This window comes from Streptomyces sp. Edi2, assembly GCF_040253635.1.
In the GTDB taxonomy this organism is placed as follows: Bacteria; Actinomycetota; Actinomycetes; order Streptomycetales; family Streptomycetaceae; genus Streptomyces.
In genome coordinates, this window is record NZ_JBEJGX010000003.1 from 9,035,342 (window position 1) to 9,052,148 (window position 16,807).

At 68.3% G+C, this 16,807-nt stretch carries 17 protein-coding genes and 1 pseudogene; 11 read left to right on the forward strand and 7 right to left on the reverse strand.

Annotated features, from left to right (window positions below; genetic code table 11):
• Nucleotides 1–177 precede the first annotated feature (177 nt).
• Both melC1 and melC2 read left to right on the forward strand, forming a co-directional pair.
• The gene (gene melC1 / locus ABR737_RS43095; RefSeq protein ID WP_350256598.1) at nt 178–681 is read left to right on the forward strand and encodes an apotyrosinase chaperone MelC1; all 504 of its coding nucleotides are present in this window, start codon (nt 178–180) and stop codon (nt 679–681) included.
• Between the two features lie 40 nt (nt 682–721).
• The gene (gene melC2 / locus ABR737_RS43100) at nt 722–1,540 is read left to right on the forward strand and encodes a tyrosinase MelC2 (protein WP_350256599.1); all 819 of its coding nucleotides are present in this window, start codon (nt 722–724) and stop codon (nt 1,538–1,540) included.
• A 705-nt stretch (nt 1,541–2,245) separates the two neighbouring features.
• Here melC2 and ABR737_RS43105 read toward each other — a convergent pair.
• The 3 genes from ABR737_RS43105 to ABR737_RS43115 all read right to left on the reverse strand — a co-directional run bounded on the left by ABR737_RS43105 (nt 2,246) and on the right by ABR737_RS43115 (nt 4,980).
• Nucleotides 2,246–2,515, reverse strand: coding sequence for a hypothetical protein (locus ABR737_RS43105; RefSeq protein WP_350256600.1), 270 nt, complete (start codon nt 2,513–2,515; stop codon nt 2,246–2,248).
• 523 nt (nt 2,516–3,038) lie between these two features.
• Nucleotides 3,039–3,863: a hypothetical protein gene (locus tag ABR737_RS43110; protein WP_350256601.1), complete on the reverse strand. Its 825-nt coding sequence runs from the start codon at nt 3,861–3,863 to the stop codon at nt 3,039–3,041.
• Nucleotides 3,864–4,113: 250 nt separating this feature from the next.
• On the reverse strand, nt 4,114–4,980 hold the full coding sequence (locus ABR737_RS43115) for an alpha/beta fold hydrolase (RefSeq protein WP_350256602.1): 867 nt from the start codon (nt 4,978–4,980) through the stop codon (nt 4,114–4,116).
• Between the two features lie 368 nt (nt 4,981–5,348).
• On the opposite strand from ABR737_RS43115, the gene ABR737_RS43120 reads away from it, so the two are divergent.
• Together ABR737_RS43120 and ABR737_RS43125 are read left to right on the forward strand one after the other, a co-directional pair.
• Nucleotides 5,349–6,125: a methyltransferase domain-containing protein gene (locus ABR737_RS43120; RefSeq protein ID WP_350256603.1), complete on the forward strand. Its 777-nt coding sequence runs from the start codon at nt 5,349–5,351 to the stop codon at nt 6,123–6,125.
• Nucleotides 6,126–6,918: 793 nt separating this feature from the next.
• The gene (locus ABR737_RS43125) at nt 6,919–7,746 is read left to right on the forward strand and encodes an APH(3'') family aminoglycoside O-phosphotransferase (protein ID WP_350256604.1); all 828 of its coding nucleotides are present in this window, start codon (nt 6,919–6,921) and stop codon (nt 7,744–7,746) included.
• 42 nt (nt 7,747–7,788) lie between these two features.
• Here ABR737_RS43125 and ABR737_RS43130 read toward each other — a convergent pair.
• Both ABR737_RS43130 and ABR737_RS43135 read right to left on the reverse strand, forming a co-directional pair.
• A pseudogene (locus ABR737_RS43130) lies at nt 7,789–8,104 on the reverse strand (helix-turn-helix domain-containing protein); the annotation flags it as partial.
• Nucleotides 8,105–8,157: 53 nt separating this feature from the next.
• Nucleotides 8,158–9,279, reverse strand: a complete 1,122-nt coding sequence (locus ABR737_RS43135; protein WP_350256605.1) for a lipid II:glycine glycyltransferase FemX — start codon at nt 9,277–9,279, stop codon at nt 8,158–8,160.
• Between the two features lie 294 nt (nt 9,280–9,573).
• On the opposite strand from ABR737_RS43135, the gene ABR737_RS43140 reads away from it, so the two are divergent.
• The 3 genes from ABR737_RS43140 (at nt 9,574) to ABR737_RS43150 (ending at nt 11,932) form a co-directional block, all read left to right on the forward strand.
• Complete coding sequence (locus ABR737_RS43140) at nt 9,574–10,077, forward strand: MFS transporter (RefSeq protein WP_350256606.1); 504 nt, start codon at nt 9,574–9,576, stop codon at nt 10,075–10,077.
• 704 nt (nt 10,078–10,781) lie between these two features.
• Complete coding sequence (locus ABR737_RS43145; RefSeq protein WP_350256607.1) at nt 10,782–11,177, forward strand: peptidase inhibitor family I36 protein; 396 nt, start codon at nt 10,782–10,784, stop codon at nt 11,175–11,177.
• 413 nt (nt 11,178–11,590) lie between these two features.
• Entirely contained in the window at nt 11,591–11,932 is a 342-nt protein-coding gene (locus tag ABR737_RS43150; RefSeq protein WP_350256608.1) for a GNAT family N-acetyltransferase, read from the forward strand.
• Between the two features lie 207 nt (nt 11,933–12,139).
• Here ABR737_RS43150 and ABR737_RS43155 read toward each other — a convergent pair whose 3' ends face one another.
• Nucleotides 12,140–12,301, reverse strand: a complete 162-nt coding sequence (locus tag ABR737_RS43155) for a hypothetical protein (RefSeq protein ID WP_164993132.1) — start codon at nt 12,299–12,301, stop codon at nt 12,140–12,142.
• 295 nt (nt 12,302–12,596) lie between these two features.
• Between ABR737_RS43155 and ABR737_RS43160 the strand changes: the two genes are divergently transcribed.
• Both ABR737_RS43160 and ABR737_RS43165 read left to right on the forward strand, forming a co-directional pair.
• The gene (locus tag ABR737_RS43160; RefSeq protein ID WP_350256609.1) at nt 12,597–12,839 is read left to right on the forward strand and encodes a hypothetical protein; all 243 of its coding nucleotides are present in this window, start codon (nt 12,597–12,599) and stop codon (nt 12,837–12,839) included.
• A gap of 468 nt (nt 12,840–13,307) precedes the next feature.
• The gene (locus ABR737_RS43165; RefSeq protein WP_350257142.1) at nt 13,308–14,129 is read left to right on the forward strand and encodes a glutamate racemase; all 822 of its coding nucleotides are present in this window, start codon (nt 13,308–13,310) and stop codon (nt 14,127–14,129) included.
• Nucleotides 14,130–14,374: 245 nt separating this feature from the next.
• On the opposite strand, the gene ABR737_RS43170 is transcribed toward ABR737_RS43165, so the two are convergent.
• Nucleotides 14,375–14,947 carry a TetR/AcrR family transcriptional regulator gene (locus ABR737_RS43170; protein ID WP_350256610.1) on the reverse strand — a complete coding sequence of 191 codons (573 nt, stop codon included), beginning with the start codon at nt 14,945–14,947 and terminating at the stop codon, nt 14,375–14,377.
• A 135-nt stretch (nt 14,948–15,082) separates the two neighbouring features.
• Between ABR737_RS43170 and ABR737_RS43175 the strand changes: the two genes are divergently transcribed.
• Together ABR737_RS43175 and ABR737_RS43180 are read left to right on the forward strand one after the other, a co-directional pair.
• The gene (locus ABR737_RS43175; protein ID WP_350256611.1) at nt 15,083–15,367 is read left to right on the forward strand and encodes an antibiotic biosynthesis monooxygenase; all 285 of its coding nucleotides are present in this window, start codon (nt 15,083–15,085) and stop codon (nt 15,365–15,367) included.
• A 252-nt stretch (nt 15,368–15,619) separates the two neighbouring features.
• Nucleotides 15,620–16,738 carry a M20 family metallopeptidase gene (locus tag ABR737_RS43180; RefSeq protein WP_350256612.1) on the forward strand — a complete coding sequence of 373 codons (1,119 nt, stop codon included), beginning with the start codon at nt 15,620–15,622 and terminating at the stop codon, nt 16,736–16,738.
• The last annotated feature ends 69 nt before the right edge of the window (nt 16,739–16,807 follow it).

Here is a 16,807-nt window from a genome sequence, read left to right on the forward strand (position 1 = left end):
CACCTTCCCTAAGGTGTTGGCCCGTTCGTTGCCTGATCCGACGGTGCCACTTGATGATCCCCTCGTCCCTGCCAGCATGTGGCGGCGCGGGCCGGTCTTCGGCGCGCCGGCTGAAGACCTCCTCTGCTGCCTCGCAACAAAGGAGGAGCCGAGACGAGCAGAACAGAGGAGTGGAACATGTCGCGTCCCACCCGACGACAGGTGCTGCACGGCAGCGCCGCGGCCCTTGCCGGAGCGGCGCTCGCCGCACCGGTTGCCCTGGCCGACACCGCCGTCGCCCGCCCCGCCGGCGGCCACAAGCACCCAGCGGGCGATGGAAACCCCGGGAGCAACGGACACCCCGGCGGTCACGAAATGCCGGAGCCCTTCGACGAGGTGTACCAGGGCCGTCACATCGAGGGCTGGCCGGCGGACGAGCAGAACCCGGAGCGCGGAAGCCACGGAAGCCGCGAGCGGAAGGGAAGCCATACAGATGCCCAGGCCGGCCCGGCCGGACCCCACGACGGCATGGACTTCGTCGTCCGCATCGACAACGACGACCTCCATGTGATGCGGAACGCGGACGGCACCTGGATCAGCCTCGTGAACCACTACGAGACGTTCACCACGCCACGCGCCGTGGCGCGCGCCGCCGTTCGTGAACTGCAGGGCGCCGATCTGGTCCCAGTCGTCACCGGCTGACGTCTTCCCCTGACCGTCCCCCCACCGAGGAGTCCTCGACATGGCAGTCCGGAAGAACCAGGCGGACCTCACCGCCACCGAAAAGCGGAACTTCGTCGATGCGGTGCTGGAGCTGAAGAACAGCGGCCGCTATGACGAGTTCATCAGCACCCACAACGCCTTCATCATCGGCGACACCGACAACGGAGAACGGACCGGTCACCGATCCCCGTCATTCCTCCCCTGGCACCGCAGGTTCCTCCTGCAGTTCGAGGAGGCCCTGCAGAGCATCACCCCGTCGGTCACCCTGCCCTACTGGGACTGGACCGTCGACCGCACACCCCGCAGCTCCATCTGGGCTGACGACTTCCTCGGCGGCGACGGGCGGAGCGGCGACGGCCGGGTGTCTTCGGGACCGTTCGCCTTCAGCAACGGCAAGTGGCCGATGAACATACGCGTGGACGGCCGGACGTTCCTGCGCCGCTCGCTCGGAACCGGGGTCCGCGAACTGCCGACCCGGGCCGAGGTCGACCGGGTGCTCGCCATGACCACCTACGACGCCGCTCCCTGGAACAGCTCCTCGGACGGCTTCCGCAACAACATCGAGGGCTGGCGCGGCCCGAATCTGCACAACCGCGTGCACGTCTGGGTCGGCGGCCAGATGACCACCGGCGCCTCGCCCAACGACCCCGTCTTCTGGCTGCACCACTGCTTCATCGACAAGCTGTGGGCCGACTGGCAGCGACTGCACCCCAAGTCGGGGTATCTGCCGACCGGCAACACACCCGACGTCGTTGACCTCCACGACACGATGAAGCCATGGAACGACGTCACCCCGGCCGACTTGCTGGATCACACCAAGTTCTATACGTATGCATGACAGGTACATGACAATTTGACCGTTCTCCGCACTCCGATGCCGCCCCACTCGGCGCCTGGCTCGGCGCTCGAGCCGACGCCCGAGTCTGCGGCGCCAAGTTCCCGGAGGCGCCCGCGATCTGCGCCCTCGCGTCCGATCGCATGACCCATGTGCTGGCACGGCCTCGCGCACTACGGCGCGAGGCCGTGCCGGCGCTCTGGGCAAGCGGAATCGTGGTGGTAATGGTCATGGGAATGACAGTGGCGGCGGTGATCACGGTGCTCCGGGCTCGCCACACGTCCCTCTCCTCATGGATGAGCAGGCGGGCGGCCCGGTCGTGAACGGAGCATTCACTCTGCGTCGGGTCCTTGGCGGCCCCATCTGCGCTGCGTCCGCCGCGGCCCGATACGAACAGGCCACGTTCAACGGCCTTCCGCCGGCGGCCGCACACCGCAGCAAACTCACTGTGCTGACTCGCACACCGACCGTATTAGTCCGCCCCGGTCATGCAAATTCAATACGTCACCGCACCGCAGCGGCGATGTCGCAGCCGCCCAGGCCGCACGACTGTGGCGCGCCCCGGCGGAACGCTGTCCTGGCTGACGACGGAACGACGGAACGACGGAATGGCGGATGCCCGGGATGGCTGGTGCCCGGGATGGACATCCCGGGCACCAGGGGGTGCACGCTTGGCCGTCAGGAGGTGACGGCCATCAGCGGCTGCCGTCAGCCGTAGTAGACGACGATGACACTGGGGCCGAAGCCATAGCCGTAGTAGCCCCCGTAGTCGTAGTAGTCGCCATAGCCGTAGTCATAGCCGTGGCCGTAGCGGTCGCCCCAGCCGTGGCCGTCGCCCACGTGGCTGGAGTAGCTGAATGGCGCATGTGTCGGGGCGGCGGCGGTAGCCGTCCCTGCAGTGGCGACCGCTGCACCACCAGCCAGCAGGAGCCCTCCTGCGGTCAGCGCGATGGCTCGTGTCAATCGATTGGTGGACATAGGTCCACACCTTCTTATTGCTAGGGATTTGGCGGCCCGCCACCCGATGATTGAGTCCTCGCCACAGGCGAGAACCAGAGGCTCGGGAGTTCCCTGGGCTAACCGCCTCCTGGCGGCCGCCCCGGATGAGTCGGATTTGCCGCATATGTGCCTCTTATGTGGAGCTTACACCCCTCCCCTCAAACGCTTCAAACGAGAGATGGGTAATACACCCAATGAATCTCGCGGCGAGGCGTATACAGAGGCGGGTCGTATGCGGGGACCGGACCTTTCACCCCCACGGTGGGTCGCAACTGTGCAGGCTGGCTGACTGTCGTGGGACTCGCTTGACCGTGAGGGGGAGGCGGAAGGGGAGGGAGGGGGCGATCGAGTGCGAAACCGACGTCAGCGGTTCGACCCGACTCCACGGGTCATCCCTCATCAGCCGCCGCTGCGAGGCCTATCCCGCCCCCGGGGCTTGCCCAACGAGGCGACGGGCAGCGGGAGCGGGACACGGTCCTGCCAACAATCCTGTGAGCTCCCCTTAGACGTCTTCCGGGTCAAATACTGCGTGCCAGGCGGCAGTCAGCACGATGGCGGCATCGCGGTCCAACAAGTGCGGCCCACCGAAGGCCATCGCGGTATCGAGCAGAGCGCTCAGGGCTGAATCCCACGGATCTGCGAGAACTGCTTCCCCGTCCTCATCGAGGAGGAAGGAACTGGTTCTTGCCCGTTGCTGGGCACTCTTCGTGACCACCCAATAGATCAGCGAGAATCCGTGCCCGACGGGTGACCGGGAAGGTCCGGCCCCGGCGATCGACAAGGTCGATGCGTGATCCTGGTTCCGGTAGTGCTTGCCTTCCGGCTGGTTCACGAGCCACCGACCCCATGCCTTGTGGTACTCCTCATCGGCTTCGGGGTGTCGAGCGGACGCAAGTTCCCGTGCGCCTTCCTCGTCCAGGACGAGCCCGGCTTCAAGGACGCGGATTACGTGGTCGCCGTGAGAGCCGAAGAGGACCGACGGGGAGAGCTCCTCCAGCAGGTCGACAGCGATGGCGCGTGTGTAGCCGGCGCCGGACGACAGACCTCGCGCGGCTCGTGCCATCGCGGTACGTTCCTCATCCGTCACCGGTGGCACCACCCGGGCCCGGAAGAGCCGCCCAGGCCAGCGGGTGACCGATACCCGCTCCAGTGAGTGTTCGACCACGATCCACGGCGGTGTGAACACTGGCAGCATCACCCGCCCACCAGGCGTCGGTGCCTTCAGGCATTCATGAGACGCGTCACTGGCGAACACAAAGCCCGTTTGCTCGTACGGAGCCGCGAGTTCCTCCATCGACACCCCTCCACCTCTGAATTCCTGCACCACTGCACTCCTGCGCCCCTGAAATTCCTGGACTCCCGGGCCACTGCGACTCCTGGCCGCTCTGGCCTCGATGACACGAACCCTCGAAAGTATCGAGCACGGCGCGTCACTTGAGGATCTGCTTATACGCTCATGCCTGGGGAACGACGGGCGTGCTCCGCCGGGTGGATCTCCATCCGGGAGGGGGCGGTAAACACGGCACGGGATGGCACAGTGCAGCGCAGCACGGTAGGGCACGGCGCTCGGATGTCGGCTACCCCACCGGGGCATCGGAGGCAGGCCGGCTCGGGATCTTCAGCAAGGTGGCCAGATATCCGGGGCACTCTTCGACCACCAGGTGTCCGGTCCCGGGGATCACGCCCAGATCGGCGCCGAGGGCGGCCCGCACCGCGGGGCCGAGCCGCCTCGGAGGGAGGAAGACATCGTGCTCTCCCGTGACAGCCAGGCGGGATATTGCCCGGGCGGGCAGGGCAGCGGCGCCGGGTGCCCCGCTGGAGCGCGAGTGCCGGGCGACCAGTGTCATCCAGTGCACCAGTTCCTCGCGGGGCCGCCGGCCGGGCGCGAGCATGGCGCGCAGGAGCCGGGCGCTGTGCGTCGGCGTGGGGCGGAGAAACCAGGCGGCCGAGGCAGCCAGCACAGTGGGGGTCAACCTCAGCTTGGTCAGCCCGCCAGGGGACACCAGGACGAGCCGGTCGATCCGGGGGGAGCCGCTGGACAAGGCGATGCCGGCACCGAACGAATGGCCCATCACCGATACCGGCCCGGACGAGTGCTTCTCGATGACCTCGCTCAGCCACGCGCCATACCAGGACAACCGGCCGCGGGAGAGTCCACGTTCGCCTGAACTGAGACCGGGCTGGCCGGGGACGTCCACCAGCAGGACCCGGTAACCCGCGGCGACCAGGGCGGTGGCCAGCGGCAGGGACGTGGCGGCGTTGAAGTTGGTGCCCGGGACGAACACGACCGTCATCTCACCAGAGCCGGCGAGAACCATGTGGGTTTGTGCGCCGTTGGCGGTCGTGGTCTTGCGTTCGTGCGGCACCTGCCAGGCATCAAGCTGGTCGAGGCACCAGCGTCGGATGAGCTCCTTGCCCGTCGTACTGCGGTAGATAGAGTCCACTGGTCGAGTATCGCGCCTCGTCCTGGACAGTGAGTGCCAAGAGCCGTACGGACTAAGTGAGTTGGGTCCTGATCCTGGTGTAGCCCTGCCCTGCCCTGCCCTGTCTGGTGCTGCGCGGCCTGTTCCCGTCCTGTGTTCACACCGGCATCGGAGCGGCCAGGCGGGCGAGCGTAGGCAGCGGCGATGAACACGTCGTGTGGCAGATGGTCGGCCACGCCGGCCGGGAGGGGCCTCTTTCCGTATCCCCCGCGGGCATGGGAAGCACTGGCGGCCACCACCGCCGCAAACTTACTGCCAGGACCGACCCCGAGACCGACCGACCCCGAGACCGACCCCGTCGGCTTACCGGAGTTGGTTGACTGCTTCGTATGACCTCATCCGCGTTCGAGACCGACACTCCCCACCCGATCGTCTACCTCGATCGGGTCGCCGCGACCGACCACGGCCGCTCCTATAAGGGGCGCATGCGCGACGAACTCGACATCTGCCCGGGCCAAACGGTGCTCGACCTGGGCTGCGGCCCCGGAACCGATCTCGCCTCGCTCGCCCAAGCTGCCGCCGCGACAGGCGCTGTGATCGGTGTCGACCACGACCGGGCCGCGGTCGACGCCGCCAGGGAGCGCACCGCCGGGCAGCACACTGTCACAGTCCGACTCGGCGACATCCACGACCTGCCGCTGCCGGACCGCACCGCCGACCGGGCCCGCACCGACCGGGTGCTGCAACACGTCGCCGACCCTGTCCGAGCGCTCCGGGAGATTCACCGCGTACTACGACCCAGCGGGCGGCTCATCATGGGTGAGCCGGACTGGGACACCCTGGCCGTCGACCATCCGGACAGCGGCCTTTCGCGCGCCTACACCCAGTTCGTCACGGACAAGGTCGTCCGCAACGCCCGCATCGGCAGGCAGCTCCCCAGGCTGGCAACAGAGGCCGGATTCGCGGTCCCTGCGGTCATCCCGATCACCTCCGTATTCCGAGATGCCCGGGCGGCCGACGAAATCCTTGGACTGGAGCGCACCACACAGCGCGCGGTGGCCGCCGGTTACCTCACCGAGGAAGGCGCACAACGCTGGCTTGACCACCTTTCCACCGGCCCCTTCTTCGCGGCGGTGACGCTTTACCTCGTCGTGGCCGAGTCGTAGCCACCAGTCCCGCGACGCCGGCCCGCCCGGCACGGCTCCCGGCCGGTACGACCCGGCCGGTACGACTCCTGGCGGGCACGGTCAGCGACCAGCAGCCCGTGCATACACCTGGCACGTGCGACACGTGAATTCGCGAGCCCAGCGGCACCGAGAGCCATGTATATGACGCGGCGGTGCGTGCGCCGGCCAGGAGCCTGCAGCCTGCGGTGGTTGCTCTGCGGCGGCACTTCCCACCTCAGGTTGCGGTCCAGCGCCGCCATCACCGCCTGGTAGCACCCGCCGCGGCCCGCCGAGCGTCCGTCAGTGCGTCAGACACTGGTCCCGGCAGCCGGCTGCATCATCATTCCCTGGCGGCCGGCTCAGGCATGTGGCCCTCACTCTCGCCCCGTCGGACGGGCAGTCGGCGAACGCTTACGTACAGCGCTTGGGTACAGGCTGGCTGGCCACCAAACCGACGCAACACCAACGCCCGTCACCTGGTCACCCCGACGCGCTCGCCGATCCATGTCGCGAACACACGAACACACCCCGCATTCGCAGAGAGAAGGTGAACCACCGGGGCGCCAGACCTGCGCGCTCCAGGCATGACGGCTTCGCCGCTCGGAGCACTCGCGGGATGCGCATGGCCGCCCAGGGACGGAACAGTGTTTTTTGAGAGCCTTGGTCAGGTTGCCGGACCCCCCACGCGGCATGAAACGTCTTCTCGGATGTCCGTGCCTCCACCCAGTCGTGGGTCCGAGCCGGATGTCGGGCTACCGGGCTACCTGGCTGCCGGCTGGCTAAAGTGGCTGCTATGAGCGAGCATCCCGGACCTCAGACCGTATCGTCGGTGCTGCTCGGCGCGGGTGGCGGCGACGGCGACTGGTTGCCCGTCACTGCGGGCGAGTCGGGAGCCGGTGTCTTTCGCAGTGCGGACGCTGCCCGGTACGCCAAATGCGTGCCCGCTGCGGACGCCGTCGACCTGAAGGCCGAGCGCGACCGGATCGCATGGCTGGGCGATCGGGGCATACCGGGGCCGCGGGTGCTCGACTGGCGCTCCGGGAACGCGGGTGCCTGCCTGGTGACCAGCGCCGTCCCCGGCGTACCGGCTGACCAGGTGTCCGCCGTGGACCTGCGAGTCGCCTGGGAACGCATCGCGGACGCCGTCCGCCGGCTACACGAGGTGCCCGTGGGGGAGTGCCCGTTCCGCCGGGGCCTGGACGGCATGGTCGCCGTCGCGCGTGACGTCGTGACCCGCGAGGCGGTGAACCCGGAGTTCCTTCCTGTCGAGCAGCAGCACACGCCGGCCGCCGAGTTGCTGGCCCGCCTCGTCGCGCAGGTCGCGCGGCGACGGGAACAGGAGGCCGCCGACACGGTCGTCTGCCACGGGGATCTGTGCCTGCCCAACATCATCCTCGACCCGCAGACCCTGAACGTATCGGGCTTCATCGACCTGGGCCGCCTCGGGCTGGCCGACCGTTACGCCGACCTTGCGCTGCTGCTCGCCAACGCGCGCGAGACATGGCCGAACGAGGAGCAGGCGCGGGCCGCGGACGTGGCGTTTGCTGAGAAGTACGGCATCACCCTCGACCATGACCGCCTGCGCTTCTACCTCCATCTCGACCCGCTCACCTGGGGCTAGAACTGCGACCGCAGCAATTCGCCGGCTTGGTGGTGGGCTCGGTTCCTTCCAGGTCTTGGTGCGCTGGAAGGTGCCCCGGCGACGGGCGAGGAGGCATCGAACGGCCTCGCGTCCGATCCGAATCGGACAGGCGAGGTTGCGCCGCAGATGATCGGCGAGTTTCCGGACTGACCAGCGAGTGAAGGGCTTGCCGAGCTTTGTCGGGTGGGTGGTGGCCGTCTCGATGATGAAGTGCTCGTCGTCAGGCGTCAGGTCAGGCGTCTGCAGGCAGGGACGGCATCCCGCCCGCGGAGGGGCAGGCCGACCCGATCTCGTTGAACTGGTGGATGACGTCGCGGACGCTGTCCTTGTCGCCCTGGGCGGGTGGGACGTCGACCGGGGAAGCTGTTCGAAAGTCCGCGCCTTTCGGGCTCAGCGGCGGGACATGTAGAGGTTGAGGGCCTTGTGCAGGAGCTTGTTGAGGGGGAAGTCCCACTCGCCTAGGTATTCCACGGCCTGGCCGCCGGTGCCGACTTTGAACCGGAGGAGGCCCAGCAGGTGGTTGCTCTCGTCCAGGGTGTCGGTGATGCCTCGGAAGTCATAGATGCTCGCGCCGAGCGCATGGGCGTCGGACATCATCCGCCACTGAATGGCGTTGTTCGGCTGAACCTCGCGCTTTCGGTTGGTAGAGGCACCGTAGGAGTACCAGACATGCTCACCGACGGTCAGCATCGTCGCCGCCGCGAGTACTTCGCCCTCGTGGTGGGCGAGGTAGAGGCGCATGCGGTGAGGGTCCTCGGCCGTCAGCGCGGTCCACATGCGCTGGAAGTAGCTCAGCGGGCGTGGGATGAAGCGGTCGCGTTCGGCGGTCTCGACGTAGATGTCGTAGAAGGCGGGCAGGTCGTCGTAGCCGCCGAGGACGACTTTGACGCCTGCTTTCTCTGCCTTCTTGATGTTGCGGCGCCACTGCTGGTTGAGGCCACGCTGGATATCCTCCAGCGACCGTCCGGCAAACGGGACTTGGAAGACATAGCGCGGCTGACCGGCGGCAAAGCCGTCCTCGTTGCCGGGCTCGGTCTGCTGCCAGCCCATTTGCCGAAGCCGGTCGGCGACGTCGAAAGCCGGCGACTCGTGCGTGGTGGCTTTGGCATCCCCCAGCCGCCTGGCCTGCGGGTCGGCAATCGCAGCCTTGACCGCCTCCGCACTCCAGCGGCGGGCGACGACCGGCGGGCCCATCTTCACCGAGAACGCGCCCTGGGCCTTGAGATAGGCGAGCATCGGCTTCAGCCACTGCTCAAGATCGGGCGCAGCCCAGTCAATGACCGGCCCTTCAGGCAGATATGCCAGGTACCGCTTGAGCTTCGGCAGGGGCCGGAACAGCACCAGTCCCACGCCGACGAGACGGCCGTTACCGTCGAACCAGCCCAGACTCTCCGCCCGCCAGTCCGGCTTCACATCCCCCCAGGAGGGAACCTGCATGTGACTCGCTGAGGGCCGGGCCATAACGAAGGCCAGGTGCTCCTCGCGGGTGATCGCCTTCAGGCGAAAACTCATCTGCGGCACTCCTTTGTCCAGCGCATCAGACTACTGAAGGGCACCGTTGTACATCAGTCCCGTTTGCTGAACGCGCTGGAAAACGCGCCGGGAGCTGCACCCGGGAAACACGCTGGGGTGTGTTGTTCGGACTCGGTGGGCTGGAAGCGGTAGGACTCGGTGTCGGTCTGGATGAGGGTGCAGCGGAAGGTGATCCGGTCGGCGGTGGCGACCGCGCAGAGTCGACCAGCCGCTGCGGCTCGATCCGCCCCCCTGTGCGTCGGCCGGCGGCACACCAGTCAGTGGCATACCGGGTTGTCGGCCGCCGCCGGCCCCGTCATCGGCGGGGTGCTGGTCGCCCACCTTGGCTGGCGAGCCGTCTTCTTCCTCACGGTGCTGCCCGCGCTCGTGACCGGCGTACTGGCTCTGGCCGTACGCGTCCCGATTGCGACGCAGGCGGCTCCGCGGACACCCTCGGCCGGCGCCACGGACCGCTCCCTCTCCGCCCGACTCGACCTCCCCGGGGCCTGCCTGCTCGCGGTGGCGCTGCTGTGTCTGGTGCACACCCTCGTCGCGCTGCCGGAGAGGGGTTGGACGGTGGTTACGGCGACCGGAGCGGTTGCGGCCGCGGCCGCCTGTGCCGCTTTCCTCCATCAGGAGCGACGTAGTGCAAGTCCCTTGCTGCCACTCGGTTTTCTGGGCTCGCCGCCCGTCGCCGCGGCGTTGGCCGTTCTGCTCTCCGCGTCGGCCGCCATGTTCGGTGCACTGTTCGTCAGCACCTACTTCCTCCAGGATGTCCTCGGGCTGGACCCGCTGTAGAGCGCTCTGCGGGTGCTGCCCCTGGCCGTGCTGATGGTGCTGGGGGCGCCGGCCGCGGTGGTACTCCAGCGTCGGTACGGAGCCCGTCGTACGACTGTGACAGCGATGGCGCGGAGGGCAGGGAAGGCGCGGAGGGCGCGGAAGACCGGCGCGGCCACGACGGTCACGATGGCCAGGACTTCCGGGAGGGACGGAACATCCGGGACGGACGGGATCGCCAGGAACCCGCCGGAGTGACCACCGTGGCCGCTGCTGAATGAACCGTGTACCCGCCCGGGCGTGGGCGGGGACACGGCGTGTACCCACCCGGCGTCGTCTTGCTCGGCGAGGCGATTCGGTCATCGTTGGACGGGTGTGCGAGGGGGGAGAGGGAGCGGGAAGGCGGGGCGCCCCCTCGGCGGGAGTGAAGTCGGCACAAAGGAAAGTACGCAGGACGCGCGCAACCGAACAAAAATTCAGCACCCGGCAACGCAATTCTGCGAGGCGCAATGACGCCCATGAGTTCATTGACCGAGCAGGGCTCATAGAAAAGCGTCCCAGGTTCGGTAAATTGGGTATCTCCACCCCCGGATGCTGCGCTTCTGGTGAATGGGGAGCAGGCGCCCGTCACTGTCAGATGAGTCGTTACCGGTCGGCCCGGACACACCGTTCACAGCCGTTCACGCAGTACCCATTCCATCACTCAAAGGATTCGGAGTAGGTCATTGTTCCGCAAGCGTGAAAGAGCCTTTGCAAGCTTCGCCGTCGCCCTGCTACTCGGCGCTGTCGGCTCCACGACCCCGGCACAGGCAGCACAGAGCTGCCCGGCGGGAAGCCTCTGTTCCTACAGCGGGCCTGCGCTCTCGGGCGACGTCACCGTGATTCCCCCCTCGAACATCGAGAAGGCGGGCACCGATGGTGTGAAGCTGCCGGCTTCGGCACGGTCCTTCGTCAACGGGACACACTTCACTCTTCGTTATGGTCCCGCCCGGCGGGCGATCTGCGTCCGTTTCCCCTGCTATCAGTACGCCACGCTCGGGAAAATCGCCCCGGGTGCCCAGCTGCCGTCTCTCCCCTACGCCGCGAGCGCCCTCACGGTGGGGCAGGACTTCGGCGGCTGATCGATGTCGACTCCATCTTCCCGGCACCACATAATTGCCGGGGAGATGGAGTCGGCCCGCTCGTTCGGACCCATCGTCGGCGGCCACCTTGAGGCGTGGAACATCATGCCCTCGGAGAGGCGGATACGGATGGTTTCCTCGGCGTGGGGCTCGCCGCCATCCACCTCGACCGGGCCGACGCCCACGCGCCGGGGAACCGCTATCGCAGCTTGTACGCGCCGGGGAACTGCTTTGCAGCTTGGGTGTTGAGTGCCGGTCAAGATGGGGACATGGGCTTGCCACTCGAGGTGAGCATGTCCGGGGTAGCGGGAGGGCCCCGCCGTGGGTGTTCGGTGGGCCTCGTTGGCCTTCATGGTTTCACCGGGATGCTCGGAATGCCGTCAATCCTTTCAAGGCTTTGACATCATGCTCCGATGATTGCTCCGATACCTGCCGTGGTGCCCTCGGACCGGATGAGTCAGGCCGGCCAGCCCGTGTTCGGCCTGGCCGGCAATCTTGAGCTGCGACCGTGGTCCCTCGATGACGCCGAGGTGCTCGCGGACGCAGGCCAGGACCCGGACATCCAGCACTGGAACCGGCCTGGACACTTGACCGTGGACGAGGCCCGTGACCGGATCTTGCGGTGGCAGCAGCGCTGGCAGGCCGAGAAGGCAGCGATCTGGGCGATCGGTGGGCCTCGCGGCGGCAGCCCTGTCGGCCTGATCGGTCTGGCCGACTTCGATCTCGTCGGGGGCAGCGCCGAGTTCCTGTACTGAGCATCTGCATGCGCGCGTCCAAGGCGATGCCTGGCCGGCGTGAGGACGCTGGTCACGGGCGGCGTGTTGTCGCGGATGGTGATTCGCTGGTCGAGCGCGGCCCGTACGCCGAGTTTGATGTTGCGGCGGAGAGCGGGCAGCCCGACCAGGAGACCGGTGAGGAAAACCGGCCGGCGGACTGTCGAATCCACGTCGTGATACGACAGCTCAGAACAGGTGGGACGCCATCCACATGACGAGTACGTACAGGCCCGCCCCGGCCCCGCCGATGACGGCGAGCCACAGCAGCGCCCCGACCGGCCACGGGACAGGCGCCTCGGGCTTGGGCGGGGTGACGGGACAGCAGTTCGAGCAGTGCGGATCGGGCATGCCTCATCGTCGCGCACCCGCCACGGCAGGGGGTAGGCCTGGGCGGGCCAGAACATACGAACGCACCAGTTGGTCGGACTGGCCGGACGGGGCGGACTGACCGCACGGGGCTGACCGGCCGAAGCCAGGCGCGTCTGGCTGCTCGTCCCCTGGCGGGTCGGCGTGCGTGAGCGGCGTGGTCTGTGTCTCATCGCGCGTCGAGCATGGCGTAGTGGAGCCCGGGTACCGGCTCAGGACACCGCGCGGTACGCACCACCCTCCACACCGCACAGCCATAGAGGAGGCGCCTCAACCGATGTCCCGTCGTGACACGTCCAGTGAAGACGGCACTCCGGTGCCGCATGACCTGCCGAGCCACCAGGCTGATGCCGCCAGTGAAGTGCCTGATCCGTGGGATCCCGAACTTTCGCAGAGCGAAGGTGAGGGACCTGACGAGACGGTTCCCGACACCGATCAGGCCGGCACCGGGCGGACCGGCGTTCCGAAGGCCCCGGGCGTCCGCTCCGACCAACCTGTTCCGCACGAGCCGGTCGACTGACGTCGCCCGCCTGGGCCGGGCGGTGGGGCCCGGCCCAGGCGGTGGGGGCTGATCCGGCGGATGGCCCGACCGGGGCCCTCCGCGGTCGAACCCGCAACCCGCAACCCGCAACCCGCAACCCGCAACTCTCAAATTTCAACTGTCGCTCAAGGGGTGTGAGTTGGGTCGGAGCTATCGGCCGCCCCGCGGCGGCGGCCCCTGCGCGGCCGTAATCCCTCCGCCCCCGAACCCGTAACTGAACCCCGAAACCGAACCGGAACTCCGACCCGAACCCGTACCACTCTCCCGGAATTGGTCATGCCGTGCAGACCAATGACGGTACAAACTCTCCGCCAGTGGCATGAAGCAACAGGCACACGAGAGGCGAGTGGCGTGGAGCAGGACATCAGGGATCGGCGCGAGGGCGACGTTCAGCGCTGTCACGAGGAGTACCCGGCAGCCGTACCGACACCGCGGCGCGAGGGAGGGGTGAAGGTCGCGCTCATGGACGCGGGAATCGGACTGCTGGCGGCAGCCGCCGCGGTACGCCGTCTGCGGCCCGACGCCGATCTCGTCCTGTCCTCCGATCCCGATGGCATGCCCTGGGGTCCACGCTCCCCGCAGGAGCTCACGGCCCGTGCCCTCACTGTCGCCGAAGCGGCTGCCGCGCACCGGCCCGATGTGCTGATCGTCGCCTGCAACACCGCTTCCGTGCATGCCCTACCCGCCCTGCGTGCCCGTCTGGAGCCGGATCTGCCCGTCATCGGCACCGTCCCGGCGGTCAAACCGGCCGCCGCGGACGGCGGGCCGTTCACTGTTTGGGCCACCCCCGCGACCACAGGCAGCCCCTACCAGTGCGGTCTCATCAAGGAGTTCGCGGCCGATGTGAGCGTCACCGAGGTGCCGTGCCCCGGACTTGCAGACGCCGTCGAGCGCGCGGACGAAGCGGCCATCGCACGTGCGGTCGCCGCCGCCGCGGAGCGCACGCCGGACGAGGCAAAGGCCATAGTCCTGGGCTGCACCCACTACGAGCTCATCGCCGAACGCATCCGCGCGGCCGTGCAGCGCCCCGGGCGGCCACCGCTCGCTCTGTACGGTACGGCCGACGCGGTCGCCGCCCAGGCGCTGCGCCGGATCGGCCAACAGCCCGCCACCGGGAATGCCGGAGAGGGCACCTTGACCGTGATTCTGAGCGGGCGGGAGGAGGAACTTCCGCCAGCGGCATGGGCGTACGGCGAAGGCCGGCTGCTGCAGGCCGGTCGCTGCGGTCGAGACCGGCGGCCGCTCTTGTCGGCCGGAGACCGTCTGTGAGCAGCGATGCCCGCAGTGATACTCGGCATTCCCGTACCGACGATCCGAGGCACTGCACCGCACTGCACTACACCGCGCTGCCCCGCACCGCAGCCGGGACGGGGTCCGGCCCGCTCGGCCGGCTCCCCAGTCTCTCGGCCGGCTCCTCGGTCTCATTGCCGTCGCCTTGCTGACTCCGCCGAGGAGGGAGGTTCCGCGCCCCCGAGCGGCGCGGCGGGCGCGCCAGCGGCGGGCGCGGACGTCCCTCAGGCCCGGCGATCGTGCGGGCGTTTGAGTACGAGGTCGGCGGCGTCAGAGAGGACGTCGGCGCGGGTCCGGTTGCCGTGGTGGGAGGCGAGGAAGTGGTTGCCGACCGCCAGGCAGAAGGCGAGGAGGCTGCGGGCCTCGGCCTCCTCCGGGTCCGAGCAGATGCCGGCGAACAGCTCACGCGCGTAGTCCATGCGCCGGTTGTCGACACGGCGCAGGCGCTCGGCGACCGCTTCGTCGCGCCGCGCCCAGTCGCGGATGGCGAGGTCGATCGGCAGCAGACGGTCGCTGGAGAAGGCGAGCCGTCCCGCGTGTTGGATTTTCGCCCGTGCATCACCGCCTTCGCGCTCGACGCGGTCGCGTACCTCGTCGACGCTCTCGCGTTCCCACGTGTCGAGCATTGCTTCCAACAGCGCATCGCGATGGGCGAAGTGCCCGTAGAACCCACCCTTGGTGACGCCGAGCGCCCGGGCAAGGCTCTCGATCCGGACGGCGTCCGGGCCGCCGGCGGCCAGCGCCGACAGGCCCTGTTCGATCCAGCTGTTGCGTGGTGTGCGGGTGACGGCAGGCATGTCCTCAGTATCGCGTGTGGTGTTGACAGCGTTTCGCGGTGGCCTACTCTTGAAGCATACGGCACCGTATATTTCGCGGTGCAGGGGGAAGTCACCGGGCGGGAACGCCCCGTGCCGACGAAAGGAGGTGGCGGGATGACAGTCGGTTTCGTCGGCATTCATTACCCGCACCCCACGCATTTCGACGACTTCATCGCGCGCGTGAACCAGGCCGTGGAAGTACTGCGGACGACACCGGGCTGCCTGTCCGCCGCATGCTGGGTCACGGATGATGACGACGCCGTGGTCTCCACGGCCCAGTTCGCATCCGACGAGGCCCTTATGGCGTCGTTCGCCGCTGCCGGCGCAGCAGGTGTGGACTTCGCCTACGACGAGCGTGAACGGCTGCCTCGTCAGGTCCTCACCCTCCGCCCGCGGTAGGCAGCGCGGGGCCGCGGTGGGCGCTGGTAGGGCGCGGTTGGGCTCGGTACGGCGTTGCGTCCAGGAGGCGTACGGGCGCCGCGGACCATGGCGCATATACCCGTGCCCGTCCCGGCGCCGCCGTCCCGGCGCCGCCGTGGCGCTCCCACCCCACCGAGCTTCCCCGTGGCGCTCCCACCCCACCGCCCCTCGGCCCGCCACCCCTCCACCGACAGCGCCAGTCCGCCACAGCATGCCGACTACCCTGGCGCTATGACGATGCACAAGGCCGTCCAAGTACGTGTCGACGCGATGCTCGAGGACCTGAGGACACTCGTCGAAACCGAGTCCCCTTCACGCGACCTCGACGCCTTGACGGCATCGGCCAAAGCTGTCGCCGCCATCCTGGAGAACCGCCTTGGCGGGCGGGCCGCCCTCGTCGAGAGCGAAGCCGGGCCGCATGTCCACTGGGCAGGGGGCGGCGATCCCGCCGTGCTGATCCTCGGTCACCACGACACGGTGTTTCCGCTCGGCACCCTTGAACGCCGTCCGTTCATGGTCGAGGACGGGCATGCCACCGGCCCCGGGGTCTTTGACATGCTTGGCGGACTGGTACAGGCCGTTCACGGCGTGGCGTCGCTCGACGACCGGTCGGGTGTCGAGATCCTGGTGACCGCCGACGAAGAGGTCGGCTCCGGTGCTTCTCGCGCTCTCCTCGAAGAACGAGCCCTTGCCTGCGGTGCTGTGCTGGTGTTGGAGGGGGCCGCTGAGGGCGGAGCCCTGAAGACCGGCCGCAAGGGCTGCGGCACGTTCCGGATCGCCATCGCGGGCCGCGCGTCGCACGCGGGCCTGGAGCCCGCGGCCGGGGTCAACGCCCTCATCGAAGCCGCCCACCAGGTACTGGATATCGCAGCGCTCGGACGCCCCGGGATCGGTACGACCGTGACCCCGACCGTCGCGTCCGCGGGAACCCTGGACAACGTCGTTCCCGCCGAGGCGACCGTCATCGTCGACGTCCGGGTCGAGACGGCCGACGAGAAGGAGCGCATCGAGTCCGCTTTCGCGGCGCTGACTCCGCATCTCGATGAGGCGCAGATCACGGTTCAGGGAGCCGTCAGCCGGCCACCGATGCCCGAGTCGGCGTCGGCCACGCTCTTCGCCGTGGCACAGCAGCTGCTTCCTGACCTCGAAAGCACGGCAGTCGGCGGCGGAAGCGACGGCAACTTCACGGCCGCCCTGGGGGTGCCCACACTTGACGGCCTTGGAGCAGTCGGGGGCGGTGCCCACGCCGACCACGAGTACCTGGTGGTCGACGCCATGACCGAGCGGGCCAACCTGGTTGCCGGACTGGTGAACGCGATCCAACACAAGGAGCCGAACGAGAAGAGTTAAGGGGGAGGTGAGGAGATGGGGAGATGGGGAGATAGCGCGTGCGCGCGCGGCCCGGTCGGTGTGCTGCGT